The sequence below is a fragment of the Paracidovorax avenae ATCC 19860 genome (genome assembly GCF_000176855.2).
Taxonomy (GTDB): Bacteria; Pseudomonadota; Gammaproteobacteria; order Burkholderiales; family Burkholderiaceae_C; genus Paracidovorax; species Paracidovorax avenae.
Genome location: NC_015138.1, coordinates 3346645 through 3363146 on the forward strand (window position 1 = coordinate 3346645; position 16502 = coordinate 3363146).

Below are 16502 nucleotides of genomic sequence, written 5' to 3' on the forward strand. Positions count from 1 at the left end.
GGGCGGAGCATCAGGCCGGGCGCGCTGTGCACCGGATCAGAGACCGACGACGCCGGCCAGGCCGCCGATATCCTGGATCTCGGTGTAGCGGTAGGCCGGGTTGCCCGGGCCATGGCCGCGGTTCACGAACACCTTGTTCACGATGCCGATGTCGTCGGCCGACATCAGGTCGTAACGCAGGCTGGACGACACGTGCAGCACATCCTCGGGATTGCAGCCCAGCGAATCGAACATGAACTCGAACGCCTTCAGGCGCGGCTTGTAGGCCTGCGCCATCTGCGCGGTATAGACGCGGTGGAACGGCGCGCCCAGCATGTCCACGTTGCGGTGGATCTGGTCGTCCGAGGCATTGGAGAGGATCACGAGCGGAATCTCCCTGGCCACCCTGGCGAGGCCGGCGGGCACGTCGGCATGCGGTCCCCAGGTCGGCACGGCGTCATAGTAGCGCTGGGCCTCGTGGTCGAAATACTGGAGGTTCCATTTCCTGCACAGCCGGCGGATCGCGTTCTTCAGTACCTGCTCGTAGGGCTGCCAGTCGCCCAGCACCTCGTCGAAACGGTAGGCCGTGAAATCGGCGACGAACTGCTCCATGCGGTCGGCAGGCACGCGATCGGCGAACATCTCGCGGGCCATCTCCCCCATGCGGAAACGCGTGAGCGTGCCGTAGCAGTCGAAGGTGATGTACTTGGGACGGAAAGTCATGGTCTCGGTTTCCTGAGGTTCTCTCGGGTTTGTGCCGGTCACCGACCGGGGCGGGCCGCCGGGTGCCTGAGCGCCCTGTGCGACGTTTTCATTACGAACTGATTGAAGCACGCGGCTTCGCGGCCATCGTTGGGAATTGCGGGGGCGGCACGCGAGAAAATTGCGGTTTGCAGGGGCCCCGGCGGCATGCTGTGCGGCGCGCACCGCTTGCGTGCGGAACTGCACCGTTGGTGCGCCGCAGCAGGCGCGCCAGGCACGCTTTTGAAGCATGGCACCCCGTCCGCGCCATGCCGCAGCCACGCGCGTGCGGCCCGGCAGCAGGGCGAACGCATTGCAGCGCGGAAGAAAACGTGGAGGAGCATGGTGCGTCGGATCCGTGAAAAAGGCACCGCTCGCCAGGGGCGCCGCGGTGATGGGTGATCCTAGGCAACAACCCCTGGCATTTGTGTCCGTTGGCGGGGGCCGCGCCGCAGCGAATTGCAAAACCACCCCATCGCGCAGACGAAGCTTGCAAGTTGCGGGCAAACCCCTAGCGCGCTCTGGCACGGCATGCGGATGTCGTCCAAGATAGGACCACCGTGCACGGGGCCACACCCCTCTTTCGCCCACCAAAGGACTTCGCCGATGCTTTCCACCCCTTCGCTCGCCGCCGGCCCCGTCGCCGACGATGGCGTGCTGATCCGCCCCATGACCGAGGCCGACCTCACCCAGGCGCATGCGCTGTCGGCGGAACTGCGCTGGCCGCACCGCCCCAGCGACTGGGCACAGATGTTCGCGCACGCGCAGGGCCTGGTGGCCGAACGCGACGGGCAGATCGTCGCCACCGCGCAGCGCTGGCTCTGGGGCGAACGGCATGCCTGCATCGGCCTGGTGATCGTCACGCCGGCCTGCCAGGGCCGCCGCATCGGCCACCGCCTCATGAATGCGCTGCTCGAAGGAATGGAGGACCGCACCGTCCTGCTGCACGCCACGGCCGAGGGCCGGGGACTCTACGAACGCCTGGGCTTTATCCGCACCGGCGAGATCCGCCAGCACCAGGGCACGGCCCTGTCCACGCCGCTGATCGCGCTGGAGCCGGGCTGGCGCCTGCGCCCTGCCGGCCTCAACGAGGCCGGGGCCCTGCGGCGCCTGGATGCCGAGGCGCGCGGCATGCCGCGCGACGCACTGGTCGATGACCTCGCGGCCACGGCCGAAGCCTGCGTCGTGCTGGTGGACCAGGACGCCACGCCGCGCGGCTTCGCCATGCTGCGCCGCTTCGGCCGCGGCCACGCCATCGGCCCCGTGGTGGCGCCGGACGCCCAGGGCGCGAAAGCCCTCATCGCACACCTCGCGGGCCTGAACGCGGGCCATTTCACGCGCATCGACATCGACTGGGCCAGCGGCCTCGCCGAATGGCTGGAGAGCATCGGCCTGCTCCGGGTGGACGCCCCCACCACCATGGTGCGCGGCACCCCGCTGGAGGCGCCGCCGGAGGGCGGCGCGCACCTCTTCGCGATCGTGACGCAGGCGGTCGGCTGATGGTGTTCCTCTACAAATCCGACGCCGTGCGCGGCCGCCAGTGGGCCGAGGTATTCGCCGCCCAGGCGCCGGACGTGGAGTTCCGCATCTGGCCCGACGTAGGCGACGCGGAGCGGGTGCGCTTTCTCGCGGCCTGGGAACCGCCCCCGGACATCGCCACGCGCTTTCCCCGGCTGCAGGTGCTGTTTTCCTCAGGCGCCGGCGTGGATCAGTTCGACTTGTCCGCGCTGCCGCCGCAGTTGCCCGTGGTACGCATGGTGGAGCCGGGCATCGTGCGCGGCATGGTGGAATACGTCTGCCACGCCGTGCTCGACCTGCACCGCGACATGCCGCAATACCGGCGCCAGCAGCAGATGGCCGAATGGCAGCCGCTGCCGGTGCGCACCGCCGCGGAGCGCCGCGTGGGCGTGCTGGGCCTGGGATCGCTGGGCCAGGCCGTGCTCGCGCAACTCGCGGGCTTCGGGTTCGCCTGCGCGGGCTGGAGCCGGTCGCGCCACGCCGTACCCGGCGTGCAGTGCTTCGCGGGCGAGGACGAACTGCCCGCATTCCTCGCTCGCACCGACATCCTGGTCTGCCTGCTGCCGCTCACGGACGCCACGCGCGGCTTCCTCGACGCCGGGCTGTTCGCCCGACTGCCGCAGGGCGCCAGCCTCGTGCACGTGGGCCGCGGCCCGCAGCTGCGGGAAGCGGACCTGCTGGCCGCGCTCGCCACAGGGCAGATCGCCGAGGCCGTGCTCGACGTGGCCGACCCCGAGCCGCTTCCCGCCACGCACGCCTTGTGGCGGCACCCCCGCGTGCGCCTGACGCCGCACATCGCAAGCATGACGCAGCCGCGCACCGCTGCGGCCGCAGCCATCGCCAACCTGCGCCGCTACGAGGCGGGCGAGCCCATGGAAGGCCTGGTGGACCGGGGCCGCGGCTACTGAGCGCTGATCCCCGCCGCACGATCTGCCGTTCGGCCCCGCACAACCGCAGCCTGCTTTGCAGCGGGGGTGGAAAGCAGCACCAAGGCGGAAGCCGCCCGTCCTAAGCTGTACGGCATCGACAGCCCTGTCCATTCCATTCCGCTTCCGGAGGAGCCCCCACGCCATGAACCAGATCACCGACCTGTCCTCGCTCGCCTCGCTCGACGCCATCGACCGGGCCCACCTGATCCATCCCGTGTCGCCATGGCGCACGCACGAGGAACGCGGTCCGACCGTGCTGTCGTCCGGCCGCGGCGCCTGGCTGACGGATGCCCGGGGGCATGAACTGCTGGACGCCTTCGCCGGGCTGTGGTGCGTGAACGTCGGCTACGGGCAGGAAAGCGTGGTGCAGGCGGCGGCCGAACAGATGCGGCGCCTGCCGTACGCCACGGGCTACTTCCACTTCAGCAGCGAACCGGCCATCCGCCTCGCCGAGAAGCTGGTGCAGATCACGCCCCGGTCGCTCAACCACGTGTACCTGACGCTGGGGGGCTCGGATTCGGTGGACGCCGCGGTGCGCTTCATCGTGCAGTACTACAACAACACCGGACGGCCCTCCAAGAAGCACTTCATCGCGCTGGAGCGCGGCTACCACGGCTCCTCCTCCACCGGTGCGGGCCTCACGGCGCTCCCGGCCTTCCACCGGGGCTTCGACCTGCCCCTGCCCACGCAGCACTACATCCCCTCCCCCAACCCCTACCGCCATCCCGCGGGCGCCGATGCGCAGGCACTCATCGCCGCTTCGGTCGCGGACCTGCGCGCCAAGGTGGCCGAACTGGGCGCGGACAACGTCGCGGCCTTCTTCTGCGAACCCATCCAGGGCTCGGGCGGCGTGATCGTGCCGCCCGCAGGCTGGCTCAAGGCCATGCGCGAAGCCGCCCGCGAACTGGACATCCTCTTCGTCGTGGACGAGGTCATCACGGGCTTCGGCCGGACCGGCCCCATGTTCGCCTGCGATGCCGAAGGCGTGGAACCCGACATCATGACCATGGCCAAGGGCCTGACCGCCGGCTACGCGCCCATGGGCGCCACGCTGCTGAGCGACAAGGTCTATGCCGGCATCGCGGACGGCGCCCCCAAAGGCGCCCCCATCGGCCACGGCGCCACCTACTCCGCCCACCCCGTGAGTGCGGCCGTCGCACTGGAAGTGCTGCGGCTTTACGAGGAAGGCGGCATCCTGGCCAATGGCCAGCACGGCGCCGCGCACTTCGCGGCCGGCCTGGACATGCTGCGCGGCCATCCCCTGGTCGGCGACGCGCGCCACCGCGGCCTGCTCGGCGCACTGGAACTGGTCAGCGACAAGGCCACCAAGCGCGGCTTCGACCCCGCCCTGGGCCTCGCCGACCGCATCTTCGCCGCCGGCTACCGCAACGGCCTCGTGTTCCGCTCCTTCGGCGACCACATCCTCGGCTTCGCACCGGCACTGGTCTTCAGCGAAACGGAATTCACCCTCCTGTTCGAGCGCCTGCGCAAGACGCTCGACGAAGTGCTGGACTGGCCCGACGTGCGGAAAGCCCTCGCGGCCTGACGAAAAACCGCGCAGAACCCGGCCGCAGCGCGCACACTTCCCGCCTGTATCCTGCTTGCCAAGCCGCCATGAACGAAGCCTTCAAGATCGACCGACTGGACCTGCGCATCCTGGCGCAGCTGCAGAAAAACGGGCGCATGACCAACGTGGACCTCGCGGATGCGGTGGGCCTCTCGCCCAGCCCCTGCCTGATCCGCGTCAAGCGCCTGGAACAGGCGGGCTACATCGCCGGCTACGGCGCCCACCTGCGCCTGGAAAAGCTCGGCGACACCCTCACGGTGTTCACCGAAGTCACCCTTTCGGACCACCGCCGCGAAGACTTCGCCCGCTTCGAAGCCGCGCTGCGCGAGGTGGACGAGGTGCTGGAATGCCACCTGGTCAGCGGCGGCTACGACTACCTGCTGCGCTTTATCACGCGGGGGGTGAACCACTACCAGGAAGTGATCGAGGAACTGCTGCAGCGCAACATCGGCATTGCGAAGTACTTCAGCTACATCGTCATCAAGTCGCCGTTCATCAAGACGCACTGTCCGATCGAGCGGTTGTTTCCGCATCAGAGGTGATTCTCTTGAGGGCGGAGGCCGGGTCTCGCCCCGGCGGGCGAGTTACTTTCTTTCGCTTCGCCGAAAGAAAGTAACCAAAGAAAGGGCGACCCTGCTGTCTGCGACCCCGTTCGCCCGCAGGGCGAACGGGGCAACCTGGGGTGCTCGGGGGTGGGGTGTGCCGTGGAACTCGCTGCGCGCACTCCGTGCGCTGCGCTCGGACAACCACGGCAAGTCAGTTCACGAAGCGGACGTGTCCTGCGGCACGCCCGCCACCCCACCCCCTGCGCGCCCCAGGCGCATCCAGAAGGGGTGACTCGGGCCTTCGCGTTGCTCGGCCCCAAGGCCATCGCTGCGCTCGGCAAAAGCCCAAGCGCTCTGCACCAAAAAAAACGGTGCACGGTGCGCAGCACTCGCGCACCCCAGGCCGAGCGAAGCAATGGCCCGTATGCTGCACCTCGCCCTCGTGGCTGCGCCGAGGAGCGCAGGAGGCAAGGCGCGTAGGCGTGCCGAAGGACACGCCTGCTTCGTGATCTGACTGGCTGCGGTTGTCCGAGCGGAGCGCGCCCGGGGCGAAGGGGGACGCAGACACCAGGGCTCGCCTTTTCTTTGCCTACTTTCTTTTGGCGAAGCAAAAGAAAGCAGGTGCGCCGCCGGGCGCACATCCCGCCCCCCGGAAGCAAATCACCCCACCAACGCCCGCCCCGCCACCTCACAAAACCACCGCACCCCCACCCCCAGCACCTCATCATTGAAGTCATAGCAAGGATGGTGCAAAGGCCTCTCCCCCTCCGGCCCCGGATCCGCCCGCCCCTGCCCCAGCCAGAGATACGCCCCCGGCCTGCGCTGCAGCATGAACGCGAAATCCTCCGAGGTGAACGCCGCCCGCGGGGCCACCTCGGCATCCAGCCCGATGGCAGCCGCCGCCTCCAGCGCCAGCGCGGCCTCGGGGCCCGTGTTGATGGTGGCCGGGTAGTAGCGCAGGTAATGGACCTCCACCGTGGTACCGCTCGCCAGCGCGATGCCCTGGCAGGCGGCACGCAACGCCGCCTCGATCCGGTCCTGCGCCTCGGGGTCGAAGCTGCGCACGGTGCCCGTGATGCGCACCTCGGCGGGCAGCACGTTGTGGCTCTGGCCACCCTCGATGCGCGTGACGGACAGCACGGCCGATTCACCGGGGTCGATGCGCCGCGACACGATGGTGTTGAGCTGGGCGACGAGCTGGCTCGCCGCCAGGATCGCGTCGGGCGTGTGGTGGGGCTGCGCCGCATGGCCGCCGCGGCCGCGCACGGCGATGTCGAAGCGGTCGGCCGCCGCCATGATGGGGCCGGGCCGCGTGCGCGCCGCGCCCAGGGGCAGGTCGGGCCAGTTGTGCAGCGCATAGACGCTGTCGCACGGAAAGCGCTCGAACAGGCCGTCCTCGATCATGCGGCGCGCGCCGCCCTGCCCCTCCTCCGCGGGCTGGAAGATGAAATGCACCGTGCCGTCCAGCCCGCCCGCGCGCGCCAGCTGCCGCGCCGCGCCGATCAGCATGCTCGTGTGCCCGTCATGCCCGCAGCCGTGGTGGGCGCCCGCATGGCGGCTCGCGTATGCCGAGCGCCCCAGCTCCACCATCGGCAACGCATCCATGTCGGCACGCAGGCCCACGCTGCGCGGCCCGGAGCCCGTCCGCAGCGTGCCCACCACCCCGGTGCCGCCGATGCCCTCGTGCACCTCCAGGCCCAGCAGCCGCAGCGACTGCGCCACGATGCCGGCCGTGCGGCGCTCTTGGTAGGCCAGTTCCGGGTGGGCATGCAGGTCGCGGCGCAGCGCGACCAGGTCGGGCAGCAGGTCGGCAACGGGCCGGGCGACGTCCTGCAGGCTCATTGCCCGGCCTCCACCGCGTCGGCCAGTTGCGCCAGCGTATGGAAGTGGTAATCCGGCACGGTGTGCTCGGACTCGATGGTGCCGCCGGAATCCTTCATGCCGTGGCGCCGCTCGATCCAGCAGTTGCGGATGCCCAGTTGCCGCGCGATGCCGATGTCGTGGTACTGGCTCTGCGCCACATGCAGGTTGTCCGCCTGCCGGAAACCCCAGGCGCCCTCGTAGCGGCCGCGCGCATAGGCGAAATAGCGTGCATCGGGCTTCTCGCACAGGGCATCGTCGGCGGACAGCAGCAGGTCGAACGGTGCGCCCAGCGTGCGGTCGAAATGCGCCAGCGCCCAGGCCTGCGCATTGGTCATCGTCACCAGCTTGAAATGCCGGCGCAGGCGCTGCAGTGCCTCGGGCGCGTCGGGGAACGCCGGCCAGCGCGGCACGGAATCGCGAAAGCCCTGCGCGAGCGCGTCGCTGTCGGGCAGGCCCAGTGGCGGTGCGATCGCATGCCAGCAACGCACGAGGTCATCGGGATACGCATCGGTATCGCCGCTCTTCCTGGCCGTGCGGTAGGCCGCGAGGAACGCCTCGTCGGACACGGGCGAACCCGGCACGGCCTCGCGCAGGTAGGCCAGCATGCCCCCCTCGAAATCGATGAGGGTACCGACAACGTCGAAAGTGAGCACTTTGAAATCACGCAAGGCCATGGGTCGAACTCCTGGAAAGGGGGATGGCATCGAGCTTAGGAATTTCTGCCGTCTCCGCGCGGCCGAAACCGGCTTTGCAACCGCAGCGAATTGCGTTTTCACGGCAGTGGCCGCAGATTCTTCTTGCATCCGCGGTTCCATGGATCCGCGCACCCTGCGGAGGCGAATCTCTTCGCCCCGCCGCACCGCACTTCGCTGGCACACGAAGATGCCTGCCGGTCTGTCGCAGCATGGAAATCCCTTCCACGCACCACCGCGGCCCACCACCATGACCAAACTCCTTGCCTGGCTCCACAGCGGCACGGCGTCGCGCAAACACTCCCCTTCCGGGGCTGTACCGGAAGCCTCGACGCCGGGCGCGGGCAACTCCTCGCACCGGAGCAGCAGGCAGACCACGCCATCGGTGCCGATTTCGGCCCGCCATGCCCAGGGATCCGCATCGGGCCTGCCGCCGCGCAATGCCTTGCCGGAAATGCCGAGGGATGCAGGCCGCCCCGGCACATCGAGCCCGCATGCCGGAGGAGGCTTCCACGATTTTCCAGACGATGCCGCGATGGACCTCAGCGACGAAGGCATCGAGAACCTGTTGAAGGGCCTGAGGGACGATGGATGGATTTCCGGGGAAACCCACGAGATGGAAGACGCCGGCCCGCGGCCAGGGCGCTCCGACACCATGAACCCGTGGTCGAGAGGACACGTTGGCAGGCAGGAGGCGCGCCCTCCGTCCCTGGCAGCCATCCGCGAGCACCCTGCGAAGGAGATGGAGCCTCCCGAAGGCATGACGCTCCGGGAAGCGCTGCGGCGGGAAAAGGTGGAGGACGCGCAAGAGCGCCGCCAGCGTCTCCGGGAAGAGAACCCGAAACCCGCAGTACCTCCCTCGGGATACCCTCGTTTGCGGCCGATGGCATCGCCCAACCACGTGCACTCCCCGGCTACGCGCACGCCCATGGACGGATCGGGGGCCAGCAGCCCCACAGACTGGCATTCACTCGCACCGTCCACGGAATACGAGGACGCGCGGACCTCCCGGTCGCCCGCCAGCCTCCGCCCGGAAGCACCGCCGCCGTCCCTGGCCAGTACGGCTTCCTACCATGATGCGTTGGCATCGCTGCCAGAGACTGGAAACCCGACGGATACGGGCACGGAGGCAGAGGATCACGCCCCTCGCCCGGCCTCCGATGTCCGGACTGCCGCGAGTCCGGCGTCCGGCCACGGCATCATGCTCGATCGCTGGCTGGCGGAACCCATGCCGCCCAGGGATGCCCTGCTGGCACGGCTCCAAATGCAGGAGAAGCGGGACTGACGCCCGTGCATGCTGCACAAGATACGCGGACGCCAACCGACCGCAGCGGCATGCCTCGCGCGGCATGGCCAGATCGCCGCGAACCCGGTGGAGCCGCTCCGCTGCTCCGGTGCAGGAAGCAACCCTTCGCTCCAGCACGAAACATCCGCTCCCGACCCGGCAGGAGACTTCCCGGTGTCCCGCACCAGCGGCCACCGGAAAAAACGCCATGCCATCCAGCCCACCTGTCCCCATCGTCCGTGAACTGGCCGTGCTGCTCGCGCTCTCCACCTGCTGGGGCGCGTCCTACACCTTCATCCGCATCGGCGTCGAAAGCATTCCGCCTGTCACCCTGATCGCGGCCCGTACCCTCATCGCAGGCCTGCTGCTGCTCGGCATCGCCCTCTGGCGCGGCCTGCACCTGCCGCGGGATGGAAAGACCTGGACGGCGTTCCTGCTGCAGGCCGCTCTCAATAGCGTCGTGCCATTCACCTTGATCGCCTGGGCCGAGCAGACGGTGGACGCAGGGCTGGCGACGGTGCTCGACGCCACCTCGCCCCTTTTCGCCGTGCTGCTCGCCGCGCTCGCGCGCCGCCATCAAGCCGCCACGGCACGCCGATGGATGGGCGTGGCCTGCGGCCTGCTGGGCACCTGCTGCATCGTCGGCATCGAGGCCTGGCAGGGCCTCGGGCACGGCACCTGGGCCCAGCTCGCCATCGTGGCGGCCTCGGCGTGCTATGGGGCGGCATCGCTTTTCGGGCGGCGGTTCAGCGGCATGGACCCGGTGCTGCCTGCCGCCGGATCGCTGCTGTGCGGCGCGGCCGTCCTGCTGCCGTTGAGCCTGCTCTGCGAACGCCCGTGGACCATCGCCCCCAGCCCAGCATCCCTGCTGGCCCTGCTCGCCCTCTCGGTGCTCTCGACCGCGCTCGCCCTGGCCCTCTACTTTCGCCTGCTGCGCACCCTGGGCAGCGTGGGCACCACGGCACAGGCCTATCTGCGCGTGCCCATCGGCGTGGGGATCGGCGTGGTGTTTCTCGGGGAAAGGCTGCAGCCTACGGCGTGGATCGGCGTGGGATGCGTGGTGGCGGGGGTTGCGGCGATGGCGCTGCCCGGGCGCACTTCGGGAAAAGCCCGAGGCAGCGCTTGATACCTGGAGACTTGCGCCCGGCAATTCAGAACAGGCTCCCCTGCCCCCGCGCCAACCCCGGCCGGTACTGCGCCATGTCCAGTTCGATGCGCTCACGGTTCAGCCCCAGCCGCCGGCACGCGGCCATAAACCGCTGGCGCAGCAGGTCGGCCCACAGGCCCTTGCCTTTCATGCGGGAGCCGAAGCGGCTGTCATAGGTACGGCCGGCCGCGCGCGCTTCGGCGTCCAGGCCGTGCAGGTCCTGGATGCGCGCCATCACGCGCTCGGCGCGCTGCGGATAGTGCAGTTCCAGCCACTCGCGCATCAGGCCGTCCAGTTCCCACGGCAGGCGGATGGCGGTGTAGAAGGCCGACGTGGCGCCGGCATCGCGCGCGGCTTCCAGCACCTGCTCCATGTCCTCCGTGACGAACGGGATCTGCGGCGCCACGCTCACGCCCACCGGAATGCCCGCCTCCACGAGGGTGCGGATGGTGCGCAGCCGGCGGTGCGGGGCCGCGGCGCGCGGCTCCAGCCGGCGCGCCAGCACGGGGTCGAGCGTGGTGATCGTCACGTAGGTCGCGGCCAGGCGGTCGTGCGCGAGCGGCGCGAGCAGGTCGAGGTCGCGCTCCACGCCGCTCGACTTGGTGATGAGCGAAAACGGGTGGCGCACGTCGCGCAGTACCTCGATGACGGCCCGCGTGAGACCCAGGTCGCGCTCCACCGGCTGGTAGCAGTCGGTGGCGGAGCCCACGTTGAGCAGGTGCGGCACGTGGCCCGGGCGCGCGAGCTCGTCGCGCAGCACCTCCGCGATGTTGTGCTTGGCGATGATGCGGGTCTCGAAATCCAGCCCGGGCGACAGGTTGAGGTAGCTGTGCGTTGGCCGCGCGTAGCAATACACGCACCCGTGCTCGCAGCCGCGGTAGGGATTGACGGAGTGGTCGAAAAAGATGTCGGGCGAATCGTTGGCGCAGATCGCACTGCGCGCGGTTTCCAGGATGACCTGGGTGGCGGGCGGAGGCGGCGCCCCGTCTTCGCCCTCCTGCGCAGCGGGACCGCCCCAGCCATCGTCGAATGCGGCGCGGGCATCGCGCATGAAACGGTGCGGCGTGCGTGCCGCCGTGCCGCGGCCCTTGATGCTCTGCAGGGGGATGTGGACTTCGGTCATGGGCAACTCCGGATGCACCAGGAAACTGTATGAATATACAGCCATCGGATACACTGTGCGCAGCAAGAGATTTCACGCCATGGCACAGTGCTGATATCCCGGTGCTCCCTGCCCCGCATCACCAGTTCACCCACCTCATGAACCCGCCTTCTGCCGCATCCGCAGTGGACCCCCAGGTTCCGGCGCCCCTGCCGGAGGCCTTTCCGCCGTCCGGATCGCCGCACGACGGCATGCCGGCACCAGCACCCGGGCCGGCCCGCATGCGCCCGGTGGCGGCGGAGACCGGCTGCGCGGCCACCCGGCGCTGGCTGCGCGGCGACTGGACCCCCGAATGGTTCTGCGCCTTCCTGGCGGGCAACCGACGCGAGCAAGGCCGTTTCCGCCAGGAGCTGGCCACCATGCGCGGCTCCGTGGCGTGGCTGCTGCGTCAGCGCCGCCAGGGCCGCTGGAGCGCCGAGGAGCGGGAGCGCCTGCGCGGCCTGATGCGCTCGGCCTCCTCCGTCAGTCCCTACCTGCTGATCTGGGCGGTGCCGGGATCGATGCTGCTGCTGCCGTTCATGGCATGGTTCATCGACTGGCGCCGCGGCGTACGCGAGCGCGCGGCGCTGGCCGTGGTGCCGATGGAAGACGGCCTGCCGGTGATGGCGGTGCTATCCACCCCCGCGCTACCGGCAACCGCCAGCGCCTTGCCGGGCGGGCCGGAAGATGGCCTCCTCGATCCCCCGCACCAGCCTGCGGGTCGGGCCCGCTGACCGGCTCCAGCGCCTGGCAGCCCAGCCACGCCATACGGCCCGTGCCCGGATGGCATCCGCCGCCACTGCGGGCGGGCATGGGGGCTGCGGTGCCCGGTGCTTCTCAGCCCAGGTGCCCTGCCGCCAGGGCCACTACCAGGCCGGCACCCACCAGGCCCGCCTGCCAGCGCAGCGCCATGGTCCACGACGGCACCTGCCGCTCCACCCGCTCATAGAGAAGCCATCCCGCCGCGATGGAGAGCGCGAGCGCGGCGACCATGCCCAGGGCGTTGAGCGCGACAGACTCGGGCCAGGCCTTGGTGACTGCGGCGTTCACCAGCAGGCACACGGGAAAGTGCACCAGGAAGACCGAATAGGAAATGCGGCCGAGCCGTGCCAATCCGCCGCTCCAGGCGGACTGTGCCCGATGCGCCGCCGGCATGCCGGCTCGCTGCAGCGCCGCGCGGCCCTCCTGCCAGCGCAGCAGCAGCACCAGCCCGAGTGCCGCGCACCATGCCACCGCGATGCGCCCCCGGAAATCCAGCGCCAGCGCCACCGCGCCCCACACGCCGATCAGCACCAGCCATGCGGCAGCGGCGCGGCTGCCGCGCGGTGCGGCCACGGCCCAGCGCGCCATCATGCCCAGGCCATAGGCACCGAAGAAATACACCGCCCAGGCATCGAGTGACGGATGGCGGTTGAGCTCCCAGAGCGAGAGCGCCGTGGCCGCGGCCACGGCCACCCGTGCCGCCGGCTGGGCAGCACCGCGGGCCCGCACCGGCAGCACGCGGGCGCCGTGGCGCGCGGCGGCCAGCAGCAGCGCCGAGAACACGAAAAGCTGGAAGTCGATCGCCACATACCAGACGCCGGCAGACAGCGCCTCCTCGCCCACCACATCCTGCAGCATCAGCGCGTTGGCCAGCAGCTGCGGCAGGCTCGGCTCCGCCGGCACGGAAGGATGGTCCAGCCAGGGCCGCACCGCCGCCGCGGCCAGCACGGCCAGCACCAGGGCCACGGCATACGGCACCACGAGGCGAACGAAGCGCCGCCCGATCTCCGGCGCGGTGCCGCTCCAGCGTGGCCCTCCCGCCGCCGCCAGCCGCCCCGCCGCCAGGTAGCCGCCCAGCACCAGGAAAACCTGCACGGCCATGCGGCCGTAATCTGTCAGCCAGGCGATGAAACCCGGCATCAAGGGCTGGGCCACTTCGGACATGGGCCCGTAGAAGGCCAGGTGGTGCGCCACGATCGTGGCACAGGCGATGCCCTTGACCGAATCGATCAGGGTGTTGCGGGACGGTGAGGACGGCATGCGGCAAGCGCGCACATCGCGGCGCACCCGTACAGGGGTGGCGCGGCGCGGAAGAACGGTTCTTGGTGTTGTGTGGGGTCCGTGGGGGCGATATTTTGCCCCAGCACGGCCGTCCGCGGGTGGCCGCACCGCCCCGGTGCGCGGAAAGCGCCGCAGCCGTTCAGAGTGCCAAGCGTTCGCGGGCTGCGGCGTACTCGCGGCGCAGGCGCCCGACCAGATCGGCGGCGCCCGTCACCTCGGTAATCGCGCCGATGCCCTGCCCGCAGCCCCAGATGTCCTTCCAGGCCTTCTTCGCATCGCCGCCGAAGTTCATCTTGCTGGGATCCGATTCGGGCAGGTGGTCCGGATCGAGCCCCGCGGCACGGATGGAGGGCGCGAGGTAGTTGCCATGCACACCCGTGAAGAGGTTGCTGTAGACGATGTCGTCGGAGTTGCCGTCGACGATGGCCTGCTTGTAGGCCTCCTGCGCGCGCGCCTCGTGCGTGGCGATGAAGGCCGAGCCGATATAGGCGAAGTCGGCGCCCATGGCCTGCGCGGCCAGGATGGCTCCGCCCGAGGCGATCGAGCCCGAGAGCGCCAGCGGCCCCTCGAACCACTGGCGGATTTCCTGGATGAGCGCGAACGGGCTCTTGATGCCTGCATGGCCGCCGGCGCCCGCCGCCACGGCGATCAGGCCGTCGGCGCCTTTTTCGATGGCCTTGCGGGCGAACTTGTTGTTGATGATGTCGTGCATCACCACCCCGCCCCAGCCGTGCACGGCTTGGTTCACGTCCTCGCGCGCGCCCAGGCTGGTGATGACGATCGGCACCTTGTACTTGGCGCAGACCTCCATGTCGTGCTCCAGCCGGTCATTGCTCTTGTGCACGATCTGGTTGATCGCGAACGGCGCGGCAGGGGACTCCGGATGGGCGCGGTCCCAGGCCGTGAGCGCCTCGGTGATCTCGGCGAGCCATTCGTCCAGCAGTTCGGCGGGCCGGGCGTTGAGTGCCGGCATGGAGCCGACGATGCCGGCCTGGCACTGCGCGATCACCAGCTTCGGATTGCTGATGATGAAGAGCGGCGAGCCGATGACCGGCAGCGAAAGTTTCTGGAACACGGGCGGCAGGGTGCTGCGCATGGGGAAGTCTCCGGATGTTGTTGTGGACTGGACTGCGAAGGGCGTTGGCTGCTGTGGTGGCAAGAGGCCGCTCAGAAGGCGTCCGGTGCGAGCGCGGTCACGCTGGCTGCGCCTTCCACGATGGCGTCGCGCTGGGCCTTCGTGCGCACCAGGATGTGTTCCGCGTAGAAGCGCGCCGTGGCCACCTTGGCCTGCAGGAAGGCCGCATCGCCCTGCCCGTCCGCGAGCAGCGACTGCGCCTTGAGTAGCGCGCGGCCCAGCTGCCAGCCGGCGACGAGGTTGCCGCCCAGCATGAGGTAGGGCACGCTGCCCGCGAAGGCGGCGTTCGGGTCGGATTTGGTGTTGCCCGCGATGAAACGCGCCACTTCCTCGAAGGCATCGCAGGCCTCGGCAAGGCGGCGTGCGACGGCCTGGGCTTCGGGCGTGCCGGCCGCGCGCAGTTCGTCGGCCGTCGTGCGGGCCTGCGCCGCAACGGCCAGCGCCGTGGCCGCGCCGTCGCGCGCCGTCTTGCGGCCCACGAGGTCGTTGGCCTGGATGGCCGTGGTGCCTTCGTAGATGGGCAGGATGCGTGCGTCGCGGTAGTGCTGCGCCGCGCCCGTCTCCTCGATGAAGCCCATGCCGCCGTGCACCTGCACGCCCAGGCTCGTCACTTCCAGGCTCATCTCGGTGCTGTAGCCTTTCACGAGCGGCACCATGAATTCGTAGAACGCCTGGTTTTCCTTGCGCGCCGCCGCGTCGGGATGGTGGTGCGCGGCATCGTATGCCGCGGCCGCCACGCTGGCCATGGCACGGCATCCCTCGGTGAGCGCGCGCATGGTCATGAGCATGCGCCGCACGTCGGGGTGGTGGATGATGGGCGCGCTGCCCGGCAGGCTGCCGTCCACGGGGCGGCTCTGCACGCGGTCGCGCGCGTACTGCACGGCCTGCTGGTAGGCGCGCTCGGCCACCGCGATGCCCTGCAGTCCGACGGCGTAGCGCGCCGCGTTCATCATGATGAACATGTATTCCAGGCCGCGGTTCTCCTCGCCGACGAGGTAGCCCACCGCGCCGCCCCCGTCGCCGAACTGCAGCACCGCCGTGGGCGAGGCCTTGATGCCGAGCTTGTGCTCGATGGAGACGCACTGCACGTCATTGCGCGCCCCCAGGGATCCATCGGCATTCACCAGGAACTTCGGCACCACGAACAGGCTGATGCCCTTGACGCCTTCCGGTGCGCCTGCCACGCGGGCCAGCACCAGGTGCACGATGTTCTCCGCCATGTCGTGCTCGCCGTAGGTGATGAAGATCTTCGTGCCGAAGACCTTGTAGGTGCCATCGCCCTGCGGCTCGGCGCGCGTGCGCACCAGGGCCAGGTCCGAGCCGGCCTGCGGCTCGGTCAGGTTCATGGTGCCGGTCCACTCGCCCGTCACCAGCTTTTCCAGGTAGGTGGTCTTGAGTGCATCGCTGCCGGCGGTGATCAGCGCCTCGATGGCGCCGTCGGTCAGCAGCGGGCACAGTGCGAAGCTCATGTTGGCGCTGTTGAGCATCTCCGCGCAGGCCGCGCCGATGGTCTTGGGCAGGCCCTGGCCGCCGAAATCCACCGGATGCTGCAAGCCCTGCCAGCCGCCTTCCGCGAACTGGCGGAACGCGTCCTTGAAGCCCGGCGTGGTGGTCACCCGGCCGTCCTTCCAGGACGACGGGTTGCGGTCGCCCGCCACGTTGAGCGGCGCCACCACGCCCTCGTTGAAGCGCGCGCATTCCTCCAGCACCGCCTGCGCCGTGTCCAGGCCGGCCTCCTCGAAGCCCGGCAGCGCGGCGACCTGCGCGATGCCCGCGAGGTGCTCGATGGCGAACAGCATGTCCTTGACGGGGGCGGTGTAGCTCATGGGAATGTCTCCGGAATCGATGAAAACGGCCACGGACCGGGCGGGCCGGGCAAAAAAAAGGGCACCGCATGCGATGCCCTCGTGGAGGCCC

At 69.7% G+C, this 16502-nt stretch carries 14 protein-coding genes; 7 read left to right on the forward strand and 7 right to left on the reverse strand.

What is annotated here, in order from left to right; genetic code table 11:
* Positions 1-36 precede the first annotated feature (36 nt).
* Positions 37-702: a haloacid dehalogenase type II gene (locus ACAV_RS14675; protein WP_013595355.1), complete on the reverse strand. Its 666-nt coding sequence runs from the start codon at positions 700-702 to the stop codon at positions 37-39.
* A gap of 624 nt (positions 703-1326) precedes the next feature.
* Here ACAV_RS14675 and ACAV_RS14680 point away from each other — a divergent pair.
* From ACAV_RS14680 to ACAV_RS14695, 4 genes are all read left to right on the forward strand, one after another.
* The gene (locus ACAV_RS14680; RefSeq protein WP_013595356.1) at positions 1327-2220 is read left to right on the forward strand and encodes a GNAT family N-acetyltransferase; all 894 of its coding nucleotides are present in this window, start codon (positions 1327-1329) and stop codon (positions 2218-2220) included.
* Positions 2220-3146, forward strand: coding sequence for a 2-hydroxyacid dehydrogenase (locus tag ACAV_RS14685; protein WP_013595357.1), 927 nt, complete (start codon positions 2220-2222; stop codon positions 3144-3146). Before ACAV_RS14680 ends, ACAV_RS14685 begins: the two co-directional genes overlap by 1 nt.
* Positions 3147-3309: 163 nt before the next feature.
* Positions 3310-4713, forward strand: a complete 1404-nt coding sequence (locus ACAV_RS14690) for an aspartate aminotransferase family protein (protein ID WP_013595358.1) — start codon at positions 3310-3312, stop codon at positions 4711-4713.
* 68 nt (positions 4714-4781) lie between these two features.
* Positions 4782-5276, forward strand: a complete 495-nt coding sequence (locus tag ACAV_RS14695) for an Lrp/AsnC family transcriptional regulator (RefSeq protein ID WP_013595359.1) — start codon at positions 4782-4784, stop codon at positions 5274-5276.
* 663 nt (positions 5277-5939) lie between these two features.
* Here the strand turns inward: ACAV_RS14695 and ACAV_RS14700 are convergent.
* On the reverse strand, positions 5940-7121 hold the full coding sequence (locus ACAV_RS14700) for an amidohydrolase (protein ID WP_013595360.1): 1182 nt from the start codon (positions 7119-7121) through the stop codon (positions 5940-5942).
* Positions 7118-7816, reverse strand: a complete 699-nt coding sequence (locus ACAV_RS14705) for an HAD-IA family hydrolase (RefSeq protein WP_013595361.1) — start codon at positions 7814-7816, stop codon at positions 7118-7120. Before ACAV_RS14705 ends, ACAV_RS14700 begins: the two co-directional genes overlap by 4 nt.
* Before the next feature lie 139 nt (positions 7817-7955).
* Between ACAV_RS14705 and ACAV_RS25110 the strand changes: the two genes are divergently transcribed.
* A complete protein-coding gene (locus ACAV_RS25110; RefSeq protein WP_244875473.1) occupies positions 7956-9119 on the forward strand; it encodes a hypothetical protein in 1164 nt (387 codons plus the stop codon).
* 208 nt (positions 9120-9327) lie between these two features.
* Complete coding sequence (locus ACAV_RS14715; RefSeq protein WP_013595363.1) at positions 9328-10245, forward strand: DMT family transporter; 918 nt, start codon at positions 9328-9330, stop codon at positions 10243-10245.
* A gap of 25 nt (positions 10246-10270) precedes the next feature.
* On the opposite strand, the gene ACAV_RS14720 is transcribed toward ACAV_RS14715, so the two are convergent.
* Positions 10271-11389 (reverse strand): PA0069 family radical SAM protein, encoded by a 1119-nt coding sequence (locus ACAV_RS14720; protein WP_013595364.1) that lies wholly within the window; start codon positions 11387-11389, stop codon positions 10271-10273.
* Positions 11390-11526: 137 nt separating this feature from the next.
* On the opposite strand from ACAV_RS14720, the gene ACAV_RS25115 reads away from it, so the two are divergent.
* Complete coding sequence (locus tag ACAV_RS25115) at positions 11527-12141, forward strand: hypothetical protein (protein ID WP_244875474.1); 615 nt, start codon at positions 11527-11529, stop codon at positions 12139-12141.
* 103 nt (positions 12142-12244) lie between these two features.
* On the opposite strand, the gene ACAV_RS14730 is transcribed toward ACAV_RS25115, so the two are convergent.
* The 3 genes from ACAV_RS14730 to ACAV_RS14740 form a co-directional block, all read right to left on the reverse strand.
* Positions 12245-13429: an acyltransferase family protein gene (locus tag ACAV_RS14730; RefSeq protein WP_013595366.1), complete on the reverse strand. Its 1185-nt coding sequence runs from the start codon at positions 13427-13429 to the stop codon at positions 12245-12247.
* A gap of 160 nt (positions 13430-13589) precedes the next feature.
* Positions 13590-14546 (reverse strand): NAD(P)H-dependent flavin oxidoreductase, encoded by a 957-nt coding sequence (locus ACAV_RS14735; RefSeq protein WP_013595367.1) that lies wholly within the window; start codon positions 14544-14546, stop codon positions 13590-13592.
* A gap of 71 nt (positions 14547-14617) precedes the next feature.
* A complete protein-coding gene (locus tag ACAV_RS14740) occupies positions 14618-16411 on the reverse strand; it encodes an acyl-CoA dehydrogenase (protein WP_013595368.1) in 1794 nt (597 codons plus the stop codon).
* Positions 16412-16502 lie beyond the last annotated feature (91 nt).